The following is an 18,513-nucleotide window of genomic DNA, read 5'->3' on the forward strand; positions in this document are numbered from 1 at the left end:
AATGATGGAAGCTCAACCCGAAAAACAAGTGAACCAAACTGGCGCAGATTATCTGCGCCAAATCCTTCGCGCACCTGTTTATGAAGTAGCAACAGTGACGCCACTGCAAGAAATGCCTCGTTTATCTGCACGTATCGGGAATAACGTGCAGATCAAGCGTGAAGATCGCCAACCCGTACACTCGTTCAAATTGCGCGGTGCATACAACATGGTGGCGAGTTTATCTGAAGCACAAAAAGCCGCTGGTGTCATTGCAGCATCGGCAGGTAACCACGCTCAAGGCATGGCGCTCTCTGGTACTAAGCTAGGCATCAAGACCACCATCGTGATGCCCAAAACCACACCAGACATCAAAGTCGATGCGGTACGTGGCTTCGGTGGCAATGTAGTGCTGCACGGCAGCAACTTTGATGAGGCAAAAGCGGAAGCGGAACGCCTTTCTGATCTGCATGGGTACACATTTGTCCCTCCTTTCGATCACCCACTGGTGATTGCAGGTCAAGGCACCATAGGCATGGAAATGCTGCAGCAAAATGGTCACCTTGATTACATCTTCGTCCCTGTCGGTGGTGGCGGTTTGGCTGCCGGTGTTGCGGTACTTGTGAAGCAGCTCATGCCAGAAATCAAAGTGATTGCAGTTGAGCCAGAAGATTCGTCATGCCTCAAAGCTGCTTTGGATGCTGGTGAGCCAGTAGTACTAGACCAAGTCAGCATGTTTGCCGATGGCGTCGCTGTAAAACGCATTGGCGAAGAGACTTTCCGTCTATGCCAAAAGTACATTGATGGCCATATTGCCGTCTCTAGCGATGAAATCTGCGCAGCAGTAAAAGACATCTTTGAAGACACCCGTGCGATTGCAGAGCCTTCTGGCGCGCTTGCTCTGGCGGGTTTGAAGAAGTTTGCTGAGCAAAACAAACTGCAAGGTAAGAATTTAGGTACTGTGCTGTCTGGTGCCAACACTAACTTCCATGGCTTACGTTATGTTTCTGAGCGTTGCGAGCTTGGTGAGAAACGTGAAGGTTTGCTTGCCGTCACCATTCCTGAGCGTCAAGGTGCCTTCTTTGAGTTCTGTAACCTCATTGGCGGCCGCGCCGTAACGGAGTTTAACTACCGCTACAACGATGACGCATTGGCAAATATCTTTGTCGGTGTGCGTTTGCAAGGCGGTCAGGAAGAGCTAGAACATATCATTCACGACTTACGTGATGGTGGCTACCCAGTGGTTGATTTGTCTGATGATGAAATGGCGAAGCTGCACGTGCGCTACATGATTGGTGGTAAGCCGTCTAAGCCGCTTAAAGAGCGCCTCTACAGCTTTGAATTCCCAGAGTATCCTGGGGCGCTACTTAAGTTCTTAAGCACACTCGGCACACACTGGAATATCAGTTTGTTCAACTACCGTAACCACGGCGCTGACTACGGACGTGTTTTATGTGGTTTCGAGTTAGATGAAAGCGATTTAGCTCAGTTTTCTGCACATTTACGTGAACTTGGCTATCAATGCAAAGACGAGACAGACAACCCATCGTATAAGTTTTTCTTGTCATAAAACGCCACATTTCAAACATATCAATGAAAACACCTCGCTAATGCGAGGTGTTTTTTTATGACTGTAACCAATCTTTATGTAGCTGATTAGGCGACCCAAGATAGTCCACCATCCACTGGATCAATTTATGATTATCATCTTTGCGCCATACTAAGCAGCAGTGACTGAGCGGTTTATCATCCGGCATGACCTTCTCCACCAGCACACCATCATTGATTAAGGGTGTTGCAATATGACGTGGCATGTAACCCACGCCCACCCCATTTTTTAAACATTCAATCGCACTATACCAATTGGGCAATAATAATCGGCGCTGTTGCGGATAATGGCCAGTATGGCGTTTTGGCAGCACGTTCGAAGTATCATCAAGACAGATCGCCGGAAATTGACTCACAAACGCTTCAGTAAGCACTTGTTGTCGAACGCAAGGATGAGCGGGTGACATTACAAATGCCCAATCTAATACGCCCATATCTTTGACTTCAAAATCTCCCCCAACGGGAACCGCAGATGTCGCGCCAACGACAATGTCCGCTCGACCTTGTGCTATGGCTTCCCAAGAACCATTGAAGACCTCCATATTGATCTGCAATTCAGCAAATTCAAACTCGCGATAGAAATCTTCCACCAAAGGTTTGAGTTTTTCTAACTTCACCACGTTATCTAAGGTCAGCTTTAACGTGCTTTTCCATCCTTGAGCCGCTCGCCGCGTTTGTGCTTTCACCTCTTCCATTTGACGCAGCAAAGAGCGCGCCTCGGCCATAAAAAGTTCACCCGCTGGAGTTAGCTCGACTTTCCTTGGTAAACGTCGAAACAGCACCACATCTAAATCTTGCTCGACCTGCCTTACTCCATAGCTGATGGCTGAGGGGACTTTATGCAATACCTCAGCCGCAGCGGTGAAACTGCCTAAACGGGCAACCGTATCCAGCATTTCCAAAGACGCTTTAGAGAACATGATTTAACCTTTCAAAAAATTTGATTGATAACCAACAATTTTAGCGTTTTATTTTCTCAAAATCGAAAAATAGAATAATAAGGTAAATAAATCAGGGTTGGCGCCAACTGATGTTGATTAAAAAATGATTAAATAATTTGACTGGTTGAATCATGAAAATCTCAAAACTACAGCTCATTTATCTGGCAGCATTATCGATGCTTGGCTTCGTTGCTACCGATATGTATCTGCCAGCATTCAAAGCGATGGAAATCGACTTTGCAACAGGCCCTGAGCAAATTGCGCTCTCTTTAACGGTATTCCTCGTTGGTATGGCGATTGGCCAGCTAATGTGGGGATTGGCATCCGATAAATTTGGCCATCGTAATACACTCGCAGCCGGGTTGGTGCTATTTACTATCGCGTCATTCGGTTTGGCTTTCTGTGATCAAGTATGGCAACTACTCACACTGCGCTTTATCCAAGCTATCGGTGTGTGTGCACCAGCCGTGATCTGGCAGGCTATGGTCATTAAACGCTACTCAAGCAGTAGCCAACAAATTTTTGCGACAATCATGCCACTCGTCGCGCTATCACCAGCACTAGCACCTCAATTAGGGGTTGTGTTGGCAGATAACTTCGGCTGGCACAGTATCTTTATTACGCTAACACTGGTTGGTGTCTTTTTGGTCTTTGCGACCATGGCACAAAAAGACGAGAAAGCAGAAATCAAACAAACCAGTATGTCTGCCGACATCAAAGCGCTGCTGAGTTCTAAAAAATATCTTGGCAACGTGTTTATGTTTGCGACGGCTTCAGCTGCATTCTTTGCTTACCTAACTGGGATGCCAGAAATCATGGCGCAACTGGGCTACGAAGCAAAAGATATTGGTTTGAGCTTTATCCCACAAACCATCGCGTTTATGGCTGGTGGCTACTTAGGTAAAGTAGGCGTTCGAAAATTTGGTGATGAAAAGGTTCTGCGCCAACTGATTGGCCTATTTAGTGTCGCGGCATTAATGATTTTCATTGCTTCACAGTGGGAGCTGTCATCGATTTGGCCTATTCTTGCGCCATTCTGTTTGATTGCCGTTGCTAACGGCGCACTGTACCCAATCGTGGTAAACCGTGCACTGGCCAGCGCACAACAGAGCCCTGCAACAGCAGCAGGTCTGCAAAACAGCCTGCAAATCTGTGTAAGTAGCTTCTCAAGTGCATTGGTAGCCGCAATGGCAAGCCAAGCTCAGGTGGTTACTGGCATCGCAATCATCATCTGTATGGGTGGGCTGTGGATGGGATACATTCTGTCGAATCGCGAATTATCCAAGCACTTTACGACTCCTGACAACGCCCGAGTCGTGAGTGAAGACGAACTTTAATCGTTCAGATAATAAAAAGAGCCGCGCAATGCGGCTCTTTCTGTTTATAAGCTTTTCAACCCCCATTTCTTGGCAGTCTGCTTAAAAAAGCCTTGAGTCTTTTTCAACTCTACCCAGTGATTGATGTAATTAATCCATACTTGATCGTCTTGCGGCAACAACATAGCAATTGGGGTTGGTTTACGCGGTGCGGTCACTGGCACTATCGCCAATTGTTTAAACTTATCCACCAACGTCGCTGCTTCCACATTGGACGTCACCGATACATCGGCCCTGCGAGCTAGTAGTTCTTGGAAGTCGCGCGCTGGCGCTTCAATAACAATATGCTGAGCAGACGGGAAGAACTCTTTCACCATTTTTTCTTGTACCGTACCTAACGTCGCCGCGACTTTTACTTCTGGTTTATTAAAATCCGCCCAATCAGAGAATTTGGCGAGATCTTTCTTTTGCACCACAGGTACAAAGGCAAGGTAGAAATATGGCTGGCTATATCCAGCTACTTTCGCGCGAGACATGTTCAGAGATGCGCTGCCAGTAATATCGTATTTGTTGGCGGTAATGCCATTAACTAGCGTCTTCCAATCCGTGGGCACATACTCCACTTTTACACCGAGATCTTTAGCAAGTTCTGTTGTTACATCGATATCGAAGCCACGATAACTGTTTGTCGCGGGGTCTTTCATCGTCATCGGATTCCAATCTCCCGTCGTTCCAACTCGGAGTACGCCATTGTCTAAAATGGATTGAAGACGGCTTTCAGCGTGAGCGACTTGAGTCGCAGCAAGCAAACACATTCCTAGCACTAGTAAAATCTTTCTCATTTTTATTCCCTTAAAAATAATGACCTTATACGGTTTAATAATTAACCTTTATTAGAGCTCTACTGATAACATAGCAGCAACAAAGGAAGTTTTTTAGTTAATTCAGGGAGTAAATGTGACGTTTCGAACTCTATGGCTGTTTTCACTGCTATTACTCACTGGTTGTTCAGATTATCAATGGGGCTGGTATGTACTTGACCCTTCGACGGATCAAGGACTCACCAATCTAAAGTTTTTAATCGCTGGGTTTAATGACACCATTCAGGTATCACTCCTCAGTATGTTGTTTGCGATGAGCTTGGGTCTGATCGTTGCGTTACCCGCTCTGTCGGACTCAGCCTCTCTGAAGTGGATAAACCGTATTTATGTCGAGGTGATCCGTTCAGTGCCAGTTTTAGTCTTACTACTTTGGGTGTATTACGGCATGCCTACGCTATTGGATGTCTCACTCAATCACTTTTGGGCGGGTGTTATTGCACTGACTATCGCTGAGAGCGCGTTTATGGCGGAAGTATTTCGCGGTGGAATACAAGCTATCAGCCGTGGCCAGCATGAAGCGGCTGAATCTTTGGGCTTAAGCTATTGGCAAAAGATGCGCTTGGTAATTCTTCCCCAAGCGTTTCGGCAAATTCTCCCACCACTGGGCAATCAATTTGTCTACATCCTCAAGATGAGTTCTTTAGTCAGCGTGATTGGTTTAAGCGATCTCACTCGCCGTGCTAATGAGCTGGTGGTGAATGAGTACTTACCCTTAGAGATTTATACCTTCCTCGTTTTGGAGTACTTGTTACTCATCCTATTTGTATCTCAAGCCGTTCGTTGGCTCGAAAAACGTATTGCCATTCCTAGCTACTAGCGATGAAGCCTTAGCTAGAAACAACAAAGCCGCTCTTGTTGAGCGGCTTTGACAATATAGAGACAGAGTGTAGGTAATGCTTATTTCTGTTTTACAGGACGCTGCCAGCCAGTAATTTTGCGTTCTTTGACGCGAGTAATTACTAACTCACCTTCTTCAACATCTTTTGTTAGTGTCGTGCCAGCACCGATGGTTGCGCCATCAGCGATAGTGACAGGCGCCACCAGCTGGCTATCAGAACCAACAAAAACATCATTACCGATGATGGTTTTAAACTTGTTCGCACCATCGTAGTTACAAGTGATAGTACCTGCGCCGATGTTAGTACGTTGACCGATCTCTGCATCACCTAAGTAAGTTAGGTGGTTCGCTTTTGAACCTTCTCCGATGCGCGCATTTTTCACTTCAACGAAGTTACCCACATGGGAATCGTTACGCATTTCAGCACCAGGACGAAGGCGAGTAAATGGACCAACCGTACATTCTTCACCAACCGTTGCACCTTCAATCACACTGTAAGGGCGAACGATGGTGTTGTCGTCGATTTCACAATCTTTCAGTACACAACCCGCACCGATAACCACGTTATCACCCAGTGAAACATTACCTTCGATGATAACATTCACGTCGATTTCACAGTCCATACCGCACTGTAACTCACCACGCAAATCAAAGCGTGCTGGATCGCGTAGCATGACACCTTGCTCTAGTAGCTTCTGAGCTTGCATTGACTGGAAAGCACGCTCTAGACGAGCAAGCTGTGCGCGGTCATTGACCCCTTCCACTTCAATGGCATTGACTGGGTGTACAGCCTCAACGGCACGACCTTCATCGTGTGCAGCTGCAATAACGTCAGTTAGGTAGTATTCGCCTTGTGCGTTGTTGTTGTTTAAGCCAGACAACCAACGCTTAAGATCCCCACCAGTCGCAACCATCACGCCAGTATTGATCTCTTTAATTTGTTTTTGTTCTTCTGTTGCATCTTTTTGCTCAACGATCGCCACAACAGGACCATTCTTACGGATAATACGACCGTAGCCTGTCGGGTTATCTAGAATCACTGTTAGTAGTGCAATACCGCCTGTTGGCTGTGCATCTAATAGGTTTTCAATCGTTTCAGCTGAAATCAGTGGAACATCACCGTAAAGCACCAGTACTTTTTCATCGTCTTCAAACTTCGGAGACGCTTGATCAACCGCATGACCTGTACCTAGTTGCTCCGCTTGCAGTACCCAGTTTACAGGCTCTTCTGCTAGCGTTTGCTGCATTTGATCACCACCGTGACCATATACTAAGTGGATGTTTTGTGCGCCAAGACCTGTACATGTATCGATAACATGTTTTGCCATTGGCTTGCCTGCCAAAGTGTGTAGCACTTTAGGCATGTTTGAATACATACGGGTACCTTTACCCGCAGCAAGGATCACAGCACTGAATTTCATTAATAACCTATTGACGTTCTATTTTAATTGGGCGTTATTTTAAACACCTTGGAAGGATTAGTTAATGGTGGGATGTAAATTTCCAACTAAAATTAATCAAAAAGGCGACCAATTGGCCGCCTTTTTTCATGCAACGTTGCTAATTGAGCTTAGCGACGCTTTTTTGTCAGCTCGATAACTCGTAGCTGAGCAATGGCTTTAGCCAGTTCACTGGCCGCTTGTGCGAAGTCCATGTCACCATGCTGATTCTGGATTTGCTCCTCAGCGCGGCGTTTGGCTTCTTCTGCCTTCGCTGCGTCTAGCTCTTCACCACGGATAGCTGTATCAGCTAGTACAGTCGCTGTACCAGGCTGAATCTCTACCATACCACCAGAAACATAAATAATTTCTTCGTGGCCGTGCTGTTTCACAATACGCACCATACCAGGCTTGATAGCGGTCAGCAGCGGTGTGTGACCATGGAAAATACCAAGTTCACCTTCGCTACCGGTCACCTGAAACGTTTCAACACGACCAGAGAAGATTTTCTTCTCAGCGCTTACTACGTCTAGGTGAAAGGTTATTGCTGCCATATCGCCTCCTAGTTAGCCTTATAGCTTCTTCGCATTCTCAATAGCATCGTCGATGCTACCGCAGTACATAAATGCCTGCTCAGGAATGTCGTCGTATTCACCAGCTAGTAGACCTTTAAAGCCACGTAGAGTCTCTTTTAGAGGTACGTAAATACCAGGGTCACCTGTAAATACTTCTGCTACGTGGTAAGGCTGAGTTAGGAAACGCTCAATCTTACGTGCACGAGATACAACTTGCTTATCTTCTTCAGATAGCTCGTCCATACCTAGGATAGCAATGATATCTTTCAGCTCTTTGTAGCGCTGAAGAGTCTGCTGAACACCACGAGCAACTTCGTAGTGATCTTGACCAACGACTAGTGGATCAAGCATACGAGATGTTGAATCTAGCGGGTCGATCGCAGGGTATAGACCCATTGCAGCGATGTTACGGTTAAGTACAACCGTTGCATCCAAGTGCGCGAACGTTGTTGCTGGAGACGGGTCAGTCAAGTCATCCGCTGGTACGTATACCGCCTGTACAGACGTGATAGAACCTGATTTCGTTGACGTGATACGCTCCTGAAGTACACCCATCTCTTCTGCAAGAGTTGGCTGGTAACCTACCGCAGAAGGCATACGACCTAGTAGTGCTGATACCTCTGTACCTGCAAGTGTGTAACGGTAGATGTTATCAATGAACAGTAGTACGTCACGACCTTCGTCACGGAAACGCTCTGCCATTGTTAGACCAGTCAGTGCAACACGTAGACGGTTACCTGGTGGCTCGTTCATCTGACCGTAAACCATCGCTACTTTTGATTCTTCAGGCTTCTCAACGTTTACAACGCCCGCTTCCTGCATCTCGTAGTAGAAATCGTTACCTTCACGAGTACGCTCACCAACACCAGCGAATACTGATAGACCTGAGTGCTGTAGTGCGATGTTGTTGATAAGTTCCATCATGTTAACGGTCTTACCTACACCTGCACCACCGAATAGACCGATTTTACCACCCTTAGCGAATGGACAAATTAGGTCGATTACTTTAACGCCCGTTTCTAGAAGTGCAATTTCGTTTGATTGCTCTTCGTAGCTTGGTGCACTACGGTGGATAGAGTAAACCTCTTCCGCACCCACTTCACCACGCTCGTCAATCGCGTCACCTAGGACGTTCATGATACGACCTAGAGTTTTAGTACCTACTGGTACTGAAATTGGAGCGCCAGTGTTAACCACTTCAACTCCACGACGTAAACCATCAGAGCTACCCATTACGATACAACGAACTACGCCACCGCCTAGCTGTTGTTGAACTTCAAGAACTAGACGCTCTTTTGAGTCCGTTACGTTTAGAGCGTCATATACACTAGGTACATTGCTCTGTGGGAACTCTACGTCGACTACCGCACCGATGATCTGTACGATCTTACCTGTAGCCATCGTTAATCCTCTAAACTATTTCGTTTTACCTAAGCTTAAACCGCAGCTGCACCACCAACGATTTCTGATAGTTCTTGTGTAATCGCAGCCTGACGGGCTTTGTTGTACACAAGTTCCAAATCGTCAATCAAACTGGTTGCGTTATCCGTTGCAGCCTTCATCGCAATCATTCGAGCCGCTTGCTCACAAGCAAGGTTCTCAACCACACCTTGGTATACCTGAGACTCTACGTAACGCACTAATAGCGTATCCAGTAGAGGTTTTGGTTCAGGCTCATAGATGTAGTCCCATGAATGCTCACGCTGCATCTCTTCGCTGTCCGATTTAGGCAAAGGTAGCAATTGATCGATCGTTGGTTGCTGAACCATAGTATTTACAAACTTGTTGAATACTACATATAGACGGTCCAGTTCACCTTCATCGTATTTCTTCAGCATTACGCCAACAGAGCCGATTAGGTCTTGTAGGCTTGGATTATCTCCAAGACCAGAAACCTGTGCCGCAACTTTTGCGCCACCATGTTTAAAGAAAGCTGTTGCTTTTGAGCCAACAACGGCTAGCTCAATCTCAGCACCTTTCTCTCTCCATGCTTGCATGTCTGTAACGGCTTTTTTGAACACGTTAATATTCAAACCACCACACAGACCACGGTCTGTCGAAACGATGATGTAACCAACACGTTTAGCTTCACGCTCTTCTAGGTACGGATGACGGTACTCTAGGTTTGCGTTAGCCACATGACCGATCACTTTACGCATTGTTTCAGCGTATGGACGAGAAGCTTCCATTGCATCTTGAGAACGACGCATTTTTGAAGCTGCTACCATTTCCATCGCTTTCGTAATTTTCTGAGTGCTTTTAACACTACCGATTTTATTACGTATCTCTTTTGCGCCGGCCATCGTTACTCTCCGTTAGTTGGTGGCAGAAACTGCCACCGACCTAATTACCAAGTTTGGGTTGCTTTGAAGTCGTCAGTCAGTTTCTTCAACTGAGCTTCGATTTCATCGTTGTAAGCGCCAGACTTGTCGATCTCAGCTGCTAGTTCAGCGTATTGACCGCGAGCGTACGATAGTAGAGCCGCCTCGAAATCTAGAACTTTGTTAAGTTCTACATCATCAAGGTAACCGCGCTCTGCCGCGAAGATAGTTAGAGCTTGGTCAAATACAGACATTGGAGCGTACTGCTTCTGCTTCATTAGTTCTGTAACTTTTTGACCATGGTCTAGCTGTTTCTTCGTTGCGTCATCAAGGTCAGAAGAGAACTGAGCAAATGCCGCTAGTTCACGGTATGCAGCTAGTGCTGTACGGATACCACCTGATAGTTTCTTGATGATTTTCGTCTGAGCTGAACCACCTACACGAGATACTGAGATACCTGGGTCAACAGCAGGACGAACACCAGCGTTGAATAGCTCAGTTTGTAGGAAGATCTGACCATCGGTAATCGAGATTACGTTAGTCGGTACGAATGCTGAAACGTCACCTGCTTGAGTTTCGATGATAGGAAGAGCAGTCAAAGAACCAGTCTTACCTTTCACTTCACCGTTAGTGAAACGCTCTACGTACTCTTCGTTTACACGAGCTGCACGCTCTAGTAGACGCGAGTGTAAGTAGAATACGTCACCTGGGAATGCCTCACGGCCTGGTGGACGTTTAAGTAGTAGAGAGATCTGACGGTAAGCTACCGCTTGCTTAGATAGATCATCGTAAACAATCAGTGCGTCTTCACCGCGATCGCGGAAGTATTCACCCATCGCACAACCTGCGTAAGGCGCTAGGTATTGAAGCGCTGCAGATTCAGAAGCTGATGCAACTACAACGATAGTATTTTGTAGTGCGCCGTGCTCTTCTAGTTTGCGAACAACGTTAGCGATAGTCGATGCTTTCTGACCGATTGCTACGTAGATAGAGAAAATACCAGAGTCTTTCTGGTTGATGATCGCGTCGATCGCCAGTGCTGTTTTACCAATCTGACGGTCACCGATGATAAGCTCACGCTGACCACGACCGATTGGGATCATTGAGTCAACTGACTTATAACCAGTTTGCACAGGTTGGTCTACCGATTTACGGTCGATTACACCTGGTGCGATCACTTCTACAGGCGAAGTCATTTTCGCTTCGATTGGACCTTTACCATCGATAGGCTCACCCAGCGTGTTTACTACGCGGCCTAGTAGTTCTGGACCAACTGGCACTTCAAGAATGCGGCCAGTACCTGTAACTTTCATGCCTTCCTTAAGGTCAGCATATGGGCCCATTACAACCGCACCAACCGAGTCACGCTCAAGGTTAAGTGCCAGTGCATAACGGCCACCCGGTAATTCAATCATTTCACCTTGCATCACGTCCGCTAGGCCGTGGATGCGGATGATACCATCGCTTACCGATACGATAGTACCCTCGTTGCGAGCTTCACTAACAACTTCGAAAGATTCGATACGTTGTTTGATCAGATCGCTAATTTCCGTGGAATTAAGTTGCATGCTCCAATCCCCATTAAGACTGCAATGCATCGCTCAGGCGGTTCAAACGACCACGCGCTGAGTCATCGATGACTAGGTCTCCGGCTCGAATAATAACCCCACCAAGTAGGGTCTCATCTACACTGCAATTCAGCTTCACTTTGCGTTCAAGACGCTTTTCAAGTTTGCTGCCAATGTTTGCAAGTTGTTCATCAGAAAGCTCTGTTGCTGAAATTACTTCAACATCAATTTCTTTCTCATGTTCTTTTTTCAGAGTAAAAAACTCCGTGCAAACATCAGGAAGGGCCGCTAAACGACCATTCTCAGCCATTACCTTCAAAAGGTTTTGACCGTGCGCATCAACTTGTTCGCCGCAAACTGCAACAAAAATTTCTGCCATTTTGTCAGCAGAAACCGAACCCGTTAGTAGTTCGTTCATTTGTTCGTTTTTGGCCACTTCAGCAGCAAAAGATAACATTTGGCCCCATTGGTCCAACTGGTCTTTCTCTAAAGCAAAGTCGAAGGCTGCTTTAGCATAGGGGCGTGCGATAGTAGTCAAATCAGACATATGCGCCCCCAGACTTAAAGTTTTGCAGTAATGTTGTCGAGAATATCTTTTTGCGCATCTTTATCGATAGAACGCTCAAGGATTTTCTCAGCACCAGCTACAGCCAGAGTAGCAACTTGTTTGCGCAGCTCATCGCGTGCACGATTGCGTTCAGCTTCAAGTTCTGCTTCTGCTTGCGCTAGGATTTTCTGGCGTTCTGCCTGAGCTTCCTCGCGAGCTTCATCAAGAATTTGAGACTTACGCTTGTTCGCTTGTTCGATGATCTCAGTTGCTGTGCGCTTCGCTTCTTTCAATTGATCAGAAGCGTTGGCTTGTGCTAGATCCAAGTCTTTCGCAGCACGTTCTGCTGCTTGAAGACCATCAGCAATTTTCTTCTGACGCTCTTCGATCGCTTGCATCAATGGTGGCCATACATACTTCATGCAGAACCACACAAATAGTGCGAACGAGATTGCTTGACCTAGCAGAGTTGCGTTTATGTTCACAACAGCTACCCCTCTATTTGGACTTAGTGTTAATCAGTGACAAGCGATAATCGCCCGTCCCGAGTTAAAGGTGATTAACCTAGTTGACCAACGAATGGGTTTGCGAAAGTGAATAGTAGCGCGATTACGATACCGATCATTGGAACCGCATCAAGTAGACCCGCGATGATGAACATCTTAACTTGTAGCATAGGAGCCATTTCTGGTTGACGTGCAGCACCTTCTAGGAATTTACCACCTAGCAGTGCGAAACCAATCGCTGTACCAAGAGAAGCAAGACCGACGATAATACCTACGGCGATTGCAGAAAAGCTCAGTAAAGTTTCCATTACTATCTCCAATTTATAGTTGTTGGCTTAGTGCCCAAATAAAAAGCTTTAAAAAAATTAATGATCAGGATCTTCGTGTGCCATTGACAGGTAAACAATTGTCAACATCATGAATACGAAGGCTTGAATCGTAATAACCAAGATATGGAAGATTGCCCACGGTAGTGAACCCATCCATTGTAAGTACCATGGTAGCATTGCCGCACAAAGAATGAATACAACCTCACCCGCGAACATGTTACCGAATAGACGCATACCAAGTGATAGAGGTTTCGCTAATAGCGATACCACTTCAATTAGTAGGTTAAACGGAATCATCAGTGGGTGATTGAATGGATGTAGTGCAAGTTCTTTTGCGAATCCACCTAGACCTTTTACTTTGATGCTGTAGTAAATCATCAATGCAAAAACGCCTAGAGCCATAGCCATGGTGATATTCACATCAGCAGACGGTACAACCTTAAGGTAAGGAATACCTAGCCAATGCTCTGCTGGGTATGGTAAGAAGTCGATAGGAACTAAGTCCATCACGTTCATCAAAAATACCCAACAAAAGATAGTCAGTGCTAAAGGCGCGATCAGTGGGTTGCGTCCATGGAACGTGTCTTTGACGTTATCGGCGACAAATTCAACGATCATTTCTACAGCACACTGAAGCTTACCCGGTACACCCGCTGTTGTTCTCTTTGCTACTTTGTAAAAAATTCCGAGGAAGATTAAACCAGTAAACCAAGAAAAAAACAGGCTATCGATATGTACGTTCCAGAAACTTGTCTCCGACCCTACTAAACCCAACTTGTATAGCGATAGGTTAGAAAGGTGGTGGGCAATGTAACCGGACGATGTTAGCGCTTCACCTGGCGCAGCCATAACTCATCCTATTTTTTGTTGTTAATGAATAGCACTGGTGCACAGATATTAATACCTAGTACCAGCAAATAGGTTAGTTTGAGGGGAACAAGTTCCACCTGCATATACATGTAGGCAACATAGAACAGTGCAACCGTGATGAGAATTTTCAGTACTTCACCCGTATAGAAGGAAGCAGCGATGCGCTTGGCAGCGCGAGCTCCACTAAACATGAAAGCACACAGCGCGAATACTGCATTGGCAACAACAAAAATGCCTCCGCCAATCAGCGCTGAAAATCCCCAGTCAGGATTTATGGCTACCGCCATTCCTGCTGCCACAAAAATAACCGCGCCAGACTGGATCATTAACAATTGCCTTGCGAGCTCTCGTCCTGGTCTAGCTAACGCAGCTACCATGTATTCGTACCTCTAGTAATATCCACTTCGCACTTAACTCTCTGTGCTGGGAAATTGGCGAAAATTATACGTTCAGTTCAACGTAAAGCAATTCGATTGCATCAAAAACTTACAGTTTTGTTTACAAAACGACAACTTTCGCACAAAATTCGATTAATTAGATTAATTGACCTAAATCAATTATCTCATCTAGGCCTCAAGCTTGGCAATTAGTTGGTCCAATTTGTGAGGCTCATCAAGACTTATCGTCAATTTCGCTTTTCCGTTTGCAGAACGGGTAAGAGAAACTTTTGCATCAAGCAGCTGACTCAATTTATGCGACATTTGCTCGGCTTCGGTATCCTCTTGTTGCCCTTTTTGCTCATTTTGTGGGGCTAAGCACTTTTTTACTAACTGTTCGGTTTGGCGAACAGTCATTTGCTTCTTAGCCACTTGTTGAGCTACTTCGACTTGCTGTTCGCCTTCTAACGCTAACAGAGCTCGAGCATGACCCATTTCCAATTTTTTATCTGCAACCAGACCTTTTACATCAACTTCCAACTGATTCAGACGTAATAGGTTGCTCACCGTCGTTCTTGATTTACCAATCACATCGGCCACTTGCTGATGTGTCAGCGTGAATTCATCTTGTAGACGCTCAAGCGCTTGGGCTTCCTCAATCACATTCAAGTCTTCACGTTGAATGTTTTCAATCAACGCCATGGCGATGGCGGCACGATCTTCAACTTTTTTCACCAAACACGGCACGCGTTTTAAACCCGCCTGCCTTGCAGCACGCCAGCGGCGTTCACCTGCGATGATCTCAAACTGACCATTTTCGACCTGGCGAACCACGATTGGTTGAATAATGCCTTGTGATTGAATCGAAGCCGCTAGTTCTTCTAGCGCTTCAGGCGCCATATCTTTACGCGGTTGGTATACGCCCGGCTGCAATTGACCAATCGCTAAATCGGTTAACTCACCGTCTGCCGATAATTCTTGGCTATGCGATGCAATATGCTGTTTTTCACGAGCAAACGAACTGGTCGACAATAACGCATCCAGTCCTTTTCCGAGACCACGCTTAGACATGGGATTGAATTCCTTAGGTTAGAGTTAAACTGGGATTTCTTCGCGGCGGAGCATTTCGCCCGCTAGAGCAAGATACGCTTTGGCACCTGCGGAGTACTTATCGTAGTACATTGCAGGCTTACCGTGACTTGGTGCTTCAGCCAAACGAACATTACGCGGAATGACAGTACGGTAAACTTTATTCCCAAAGTGTTTTTTAAGTTGATCGGATACTTCATTCGATAAGCGGTTGCGTGGGTCGTACATGGTACGCAATAAACCTTCGATTTTTAGGTTTTCATTCACAACAGCCGCTAACTTGCTGATTGTATCCATAAGAGCAGTTAAACCTTCTAACGCAAAGTATTCACATTGCATCGGCACCAGCACAGAGTCAGCTGCCGCCATCGCATTGATTGTAAGAAGGTTTAGAGAAGGAGGACAATCAATAAAGATGAAATCATAGTTATCGCGAACTGACGACAATGCATTTTTTAGACGCACTTCACGAGCGAAAACTTCCATCAATTTGATTTCTGCCGCGGTTACGTCTCCGTTCGCCGCGATCAAATCATACTTCCCTGTTGTTTGGGTACAAACGACTTGATCGAACGGTGTATCTTCGACCAAAAGATCGTATGCGGTGGCATCGACCATATACTTATCCACGCCACTGGCCATCGTAGCATTGCCTTGCGGGTCGAGATCGATCACCAAAACCTTGCGCTTTGTTGCCGCCATCGAAGCCGCTAAGTTAATGCACGTTGTTGTTTTGCCGACCCCACCTTTCTGGTTGGCGATTGCTACAATTTTACCCACGATTACCTCGCTAATTTTCCTTGCGCGATAAGATTACTAGATGACGATCACCTTCCAACTCAGGAACAGCCAAAGATATGATCTCTGTCACACTGCACCATTCAGGAAGCTGATCCATTTCATCTTTAGGGTGCTGTCCTTTCAGCGCTAGAAACACCCCGTGCTCTTGTTTCGGCAAATGGTGGCACCATTCCACCATGTCTGTCATTGAAGCAAAAGCTCGACTCAAAACGCCATCAAATTTTTCTTCAGGTTGGAATTCTTCGACGCGACTTTGAATTGGTGTCACGTTTTTCAGCCCTAATGTGTGCACGACTTGCTTGATAAAACGAATGCGTTTGCCAAGACTGTCGAGCAAAAAGAAGGTTTTCTCAGGGTTCATTATTGCCAAAGGGATGCCCGGTAACCCCGGACCAGTACCAACATCAATGAAGCGCTCACCGGGCAGGTGTGCGCTTACAACGATACTATCAAGAATATGTTTCACTAACATATCAAGCGGATCACGTACCGATGTTAAATTGTACGCTTTGTTCCATTTGTCGAGCAGTTCGACATAACCAACTAACTGCTCTCGTTGCTGTTCTGACACTTCCAAATCGGTTTTCGCGATCAGTGAATCCAGCTTTGTTCGCAATGCGCTCATTATTCTTCCTCACCTTTCTTCAGCAAACCATGCTTTTTCAAGTGAACAAGTAGAATAGAAATTGCAGCAGGCGTAATACCAGAAATGCGTGATGCAATACCGATGCTCTCTGGTTTGGCCTCGCTCAGTTTAGCAACGACTTCGTTTGATAAACCTTTTACATCGCGGTAATCCAAATCAGCAGGTAACTTGGTATTTTCGTGACGCAGTGATTTTTCGATCTCTTCCTGCTGACGCTTGATGTAACCATCGTATTTCACTTGAATTTCAACTTGCTCAGCCGCTTGCTGATCTTCAAGTGCAGGAGCAAACGCTTCAAGTTGCGTCAGTTGCGAATAAGTGATCTCTGGACGACGCAGAAGATCCTCACCACTCGCTTCACGGGCCATTGGGGTTTTCAGCAGCTTGTTCAGCTCATCAACACCCTCTGACTTCGGATTCATCCACGTTGCTTTCAAACGCTGACGCTCCGTTTCCATATTGTTGATTTTCTCGTTAAAGCGAGCCCAACGAACATCATCAATCAAGCCTAGCTCGCGCGCTTTTTCCGTTAAACGTAAATCGGCGTTATCTTCACGAAGTAGCAGGCGGTATTCCGCACGAGAAGTGAACATGCGGTACGGCTCTTTGGTACCCATGGTCGATAAGTCATCAATCAACACGCCCATGTAAGCTTGGTCACGACGTGGGCTCCAGCCTTCTTTGTCTTGGCTAAACAAGCTTGCATTTAGACCGGCCATCAAGCCTTGCGCTGCGGCTTCTTCGTAGCCAGTCGTGCCATTAATCTGGCCAGCAAAGAACAAACCATGGATGAACTTCGTCTCGTACGTTTGCTTCAAATCACGTGGATCGAAGAAATCATATTCAATCGCATAACCTGGGCGAACGATGTGTGCATTTTCAAACCCTTTCATTGAGCGCACGATTTGTACTTGCACATCAAATGGCAAGCTGGTCGAGATACCATTAGGGTATAACTCGTGCGTGGTTAGGCCTTCTGGCTCAATGAAGATTTGGTGGCTGTTTTTGTCAGCGAAACGCATCACTTTGTCTTCAATAGACGGACAGTAACGCGGACCAATACCTTCAATCACACCTGCGTACATTGGACTGCGATCCAAGTTACTACGGATCACATCGTGAGTTTGTTCATTGGTGTGGGTGATGAAACATGGAATCTGACGCGGATGCTGTTCACGTTTGCCCATGAACGAGAATACAGGCGTTGGGTTATCACCGTGCTGAGCTTCTAGCACTGAAAAATCAACAGTACGAGCATCAATGCGCGGTGGAGTACCTGTTTTTAAACGATCCACACGGAACGGCAGTTCACGCAGTCGATCCGCTAATGCGATCGATGGTGGATCCCCGGCACGACCACCAGACGAGCTTTCCATACCTATGTGGATCTTACCACCAAGGAAGGTACCCACGGTTAGCACAACGGCTTTCGCATGGAAGCGAAGTCCCATTTGAGTTACCACACCAACTGCGCGATCTTGTTCAACAATCAGATCATCAACTGATTGCTGGAACAACGTTAAGTTAGGCGCATTTTCTAATGCATTACGAACGTACGCTTTGTACAGAGCGCGATCGGCTTGAGCTCGAGTTGCTCGTACTGCAGGACCTTTGGAGGCATTTAGTGTACGAAACTGAATACCTGCATGGTCGATGGCTTCAGCCATCAAACCGCCCATAGCATCTACTTCTTTTACTAAGTGACCTTTACCAATACCACCGATCGCCGGATTACAAGACATCTGGCCTAATGTATCGATGTTATGGGTAAGGAGAAGCGTTTTTTGTCCTGTGCGTGCAGATGCGAGCGCGGCTTCCGTTCCTGCGTGTCCGCCACCGACAACAATGACGTCAAAGTTTTCGTGATAAAGCATGAACTGAC

General features: G+C 46.2%; 19 protein-coding genes. 3 read left to right on the forward strand and 16 right to left on the reverse strand.

The annotated features are described in order from the left end of the window. The first annotated feature begins 1 nt into the window (after position 1). Positions 2-1,549 (forward strand): threonine ammonia-lyase, biosynthetic, encoded by a 1,548-nt coding sequence (gene ilvA, locus R7P35_RS16935; protein ID WP_017635600.1) that lies wholly within the window; start codon positions 2-4, stop codon positions 1,547-1,549. A 55-nt stretch (positions 1,550-1,604) separates the two neighbouring features. Here the strand turns inward: ilvA and punR are convergent, their stop codons facing one another. Further along, positions 1,605-2,507, reverse strand: a complete 903-nt coding sequence (gene punR / locus R7P35_RS16940; RefSeq protein ID WP_005378948.1) for a DNA-binding transcriptional activator PunR — start codon at positions 2,505-2,507, stop codon at positions 1,605-1,607. Positions 2,508-2,659: 152 nt separating this feature from the next. Here punR and punC point away from each other — a divergent pair, with 152 nt between their 5' ends. Next, positions 2,660-3,865, forward strand: coding sequence for a purine nucleoside transporter PunC (punC, locus tag R7P35_RS16945; protein WP_136976932.1), 1,206 nt, complete (start codon positions 2,660-2,662; stop codon positions 3,863-3,865). Between the two features lie 44 nt (positions 3,866-3,909). Here the strand turns inward: punC and R7P35_RS16950 are convergent, their stop codons facing one another. Further along, the gene (locus tag R7P35_RS16950) at positions 3,910-4,686 is read right to left on the reverse strand and encodes a transporter substrate-binding domain-containing protein (RefSeq protein WP_005378944.1); all 777 of its coding nucleotides are present in this window, start codon (positions 4,684-4,686) and stop codon (positions 3,910-3,912) included. A 115-nt stretch (positions 4,687-4,801) separates the two neighbouring features. Between R7P35_RS16950 and R7P35_RS16955 the strand changes: the two genes are divergently transcribed. Then, entirely contained in the window at positions 4,802-5,542 is a 741-nt protein-coding gene (locus R7P35_RS16955; RefSeq protein WP_005383852.1) for an amino acid ABC transporter permease, read from the forward strand. Between the two features lie 80 nt (positions 5,543-5,622). On the opposite strand, the gene glmU is transcribed toward R7P35_RS16955, so the two are convergent. The 14 genes from glmU to mnmG all read right to left on the reverse strand — a co-directional run bounded on the left by glmU (position 5,623) and on the right by mnmG (position 18,505). Continuing rightward, complete coding sequence (gene glmU / locus R7P35_RS16960; protein WP_005378938.1) at positions 5,623-6,984, reverse strand: bifunctional UDP-N-acetylglucosamine diphosphorylase/glucosamine-1-phosphate N-acetyltransferase GlmU; 1,362 nt, start codon at positions 6,982-6,984, stop codon at positions 5,623-5,625. Between the two features lie 149 nt (positions 6,985-7,133). Further along, positions 7,134-7,556, reverse strand: a complete 423-nt coding sequence (locus tag R7P35_RS16965; protein ID WP_005378937.1) for a F0F1 ATP synthase subunit epsilon — start codon at positions 7,554-7,556, stop codon at positions 7,134-7,136. Positions 7,557-7,574: 18 nt separating this feature from the next. Beyond that, complete coding sequence (gene atpD, locus R7P35_RS16970) at positions 7,575-8,978, reverse strand: F0F1 ATP synthase subunit beta (protein WP_005383849.1); 1,404 nt, start codon at positions 8,976-8,978, stop codon at positions 7,575-7,577. Positions 8,979-9,013: 35 nt separating this feature from the next. Further along, on the reverse strand, positions 9,014-9,880 hold the full coding sequence (atpG, locus tag R7P35_RS16975; RefSeq protein WP_005378932.1) for a F0F1 ATP synthase subunit gamma: 867 nt from the start codon (positions 9,878-9,880) through the stop codon (positions 9,014-9,016). A 44-nt stretch (positions 9,881-9,924) separates the two neighbouring features. Beyond that, on the reverse strand, positions 9,925-11,466 hold the full coding sequence (atpA, locus tag R7P35_RS16980; RefSeq protein ID WP_005378931.1) for a F0F1 ATP synthase subunit alpha: 1,542 nt from the start codon (positions 11,464-11,466) through the stop codon (positions 9,925-9,927). Between the two features lie 13 nt (positions 11,467-11,479). Then, on the reverse strand, positions 11,480-12,013 hold the full coding sequence (atpH, locus tag R7P35_RS16985; protein ID WP_017635596.1) for a F0F1 ATP synthase subunit delta: 534 nt from the start codon (positions 12,011-12,013) through the stop codon (positions 11,480-11,482). A gap of 14 nt (positions 12,014-12,027) precedes the next feature. Further along, positions 12,028-12,498 carry a F0F1 ATP synthase subunit B gene (atpF, locus tag R7P35_RS16990; protein WP_005378929.1) on the reverse strand — a complete coding sequence of 157 codons (471 nt, stop codon included), beginning with the start codon at positions 12,496-12,498 and terminating at the stop codon, positions 12,028-12,030. Positions 12,499-12,572: 74 nt separating this feature from the next. Continuing rightward, a complete protein-coding gene (atpE, locus tag R7P35_RS16995; RefSeq protein WP_002540812.1) occupies positions 12,573-12,827 on the reverse strand; it encodes a F0F1 ATP synthase subunit C in 255 nt (84 codons plus the stop codon). 57 nt (positions 12,828-12,884) lie between these two features. Next, on the reverse strand, positions 12,885-13,697 hold the full coding sequence (atpB, locus tag R7P35_RS17000) for a F0F1 ATP synthase subunit A (protein ID WP_005378922.1): 813 nt from the start codon (positions 13,695-13,697) through the stop codon (positions 12,885-12,887). A gap of 8 nt (positions 13,698-13,705) precedes the next feature. After that, complete coding sequence (locus R7P35_RS17005; RefSeq protein WP_005378921.1) at positions 13,706-14,095, reverse strand: F0F1 ATP synthase subunit I; 390 nt, start codon at positions 14,093-14,095, stop codon at positions 13,706-13,708. A gap of 189 nt (positions 14,096-14,284) precedes the next feature. Then, a complete protein-coding gene (locus R7P35_RS17010; protein WP_005383840.1) occupies positions 14,285-15,166 on the reverse strand; it encodes a ParB/RepB/Spo0J family partition protein in 882 nt (293 codons plus the stop codon). Positions 15,167-15,190: 24 nt separating this feature from the next. After that, entirely contained in the window at positions 15,191-15,964 is a 774-nt protein-coding gene (locus R7P35_RS17015; protein WP_005383838.1) for a ParA family protein, read from the reverse strand. 10 nt (positions 15,965-15,974) lie between these two features. After that, positions 15,975-16,610 (reverse strand): 16S rRNA (guanine(527)-N(7))-methyltransferase RsmG, encoded by a 636-nt coding sequence (rsmG, locus tag R7P35_RS17020; RefSeq protein WP_005378902.1) that lies wholly within the window; start codon positions 16,608-16,610, stop codon positions 15,975-15,977. Continuing rightward, positions 16,610-18,505 (reverse strand): tRNA uridine-5-carboxymethylaminomethyl(34) synthesis enzyme MnmG, encoded by a 1,896-nt coding sequence (mnmG, locus tag R7P35_RS17025; RefSeq protein WP_005378901.1) that lies wholly within the window; start codon positions 18,503-18,505, stop codon positions 16,610-16,612. The genes rsmG and mnmG overlap by 1 nt, the downstream gene beginning before the upstream one ends. Positions 18,506-18,513: the final 8 nt, after the last annotated feature.

Origin of the sequence: Vibrio sp. Vb0304 (assembly GCF_033338995.1) — a bacterium.
Taxonomy (GTDB): Bacteria; Pseudomonadota; Gammaproteobacteria; order Enterobacterales; family Vibrionaceae; genus Vibrio; species Vibrio alginolyticus.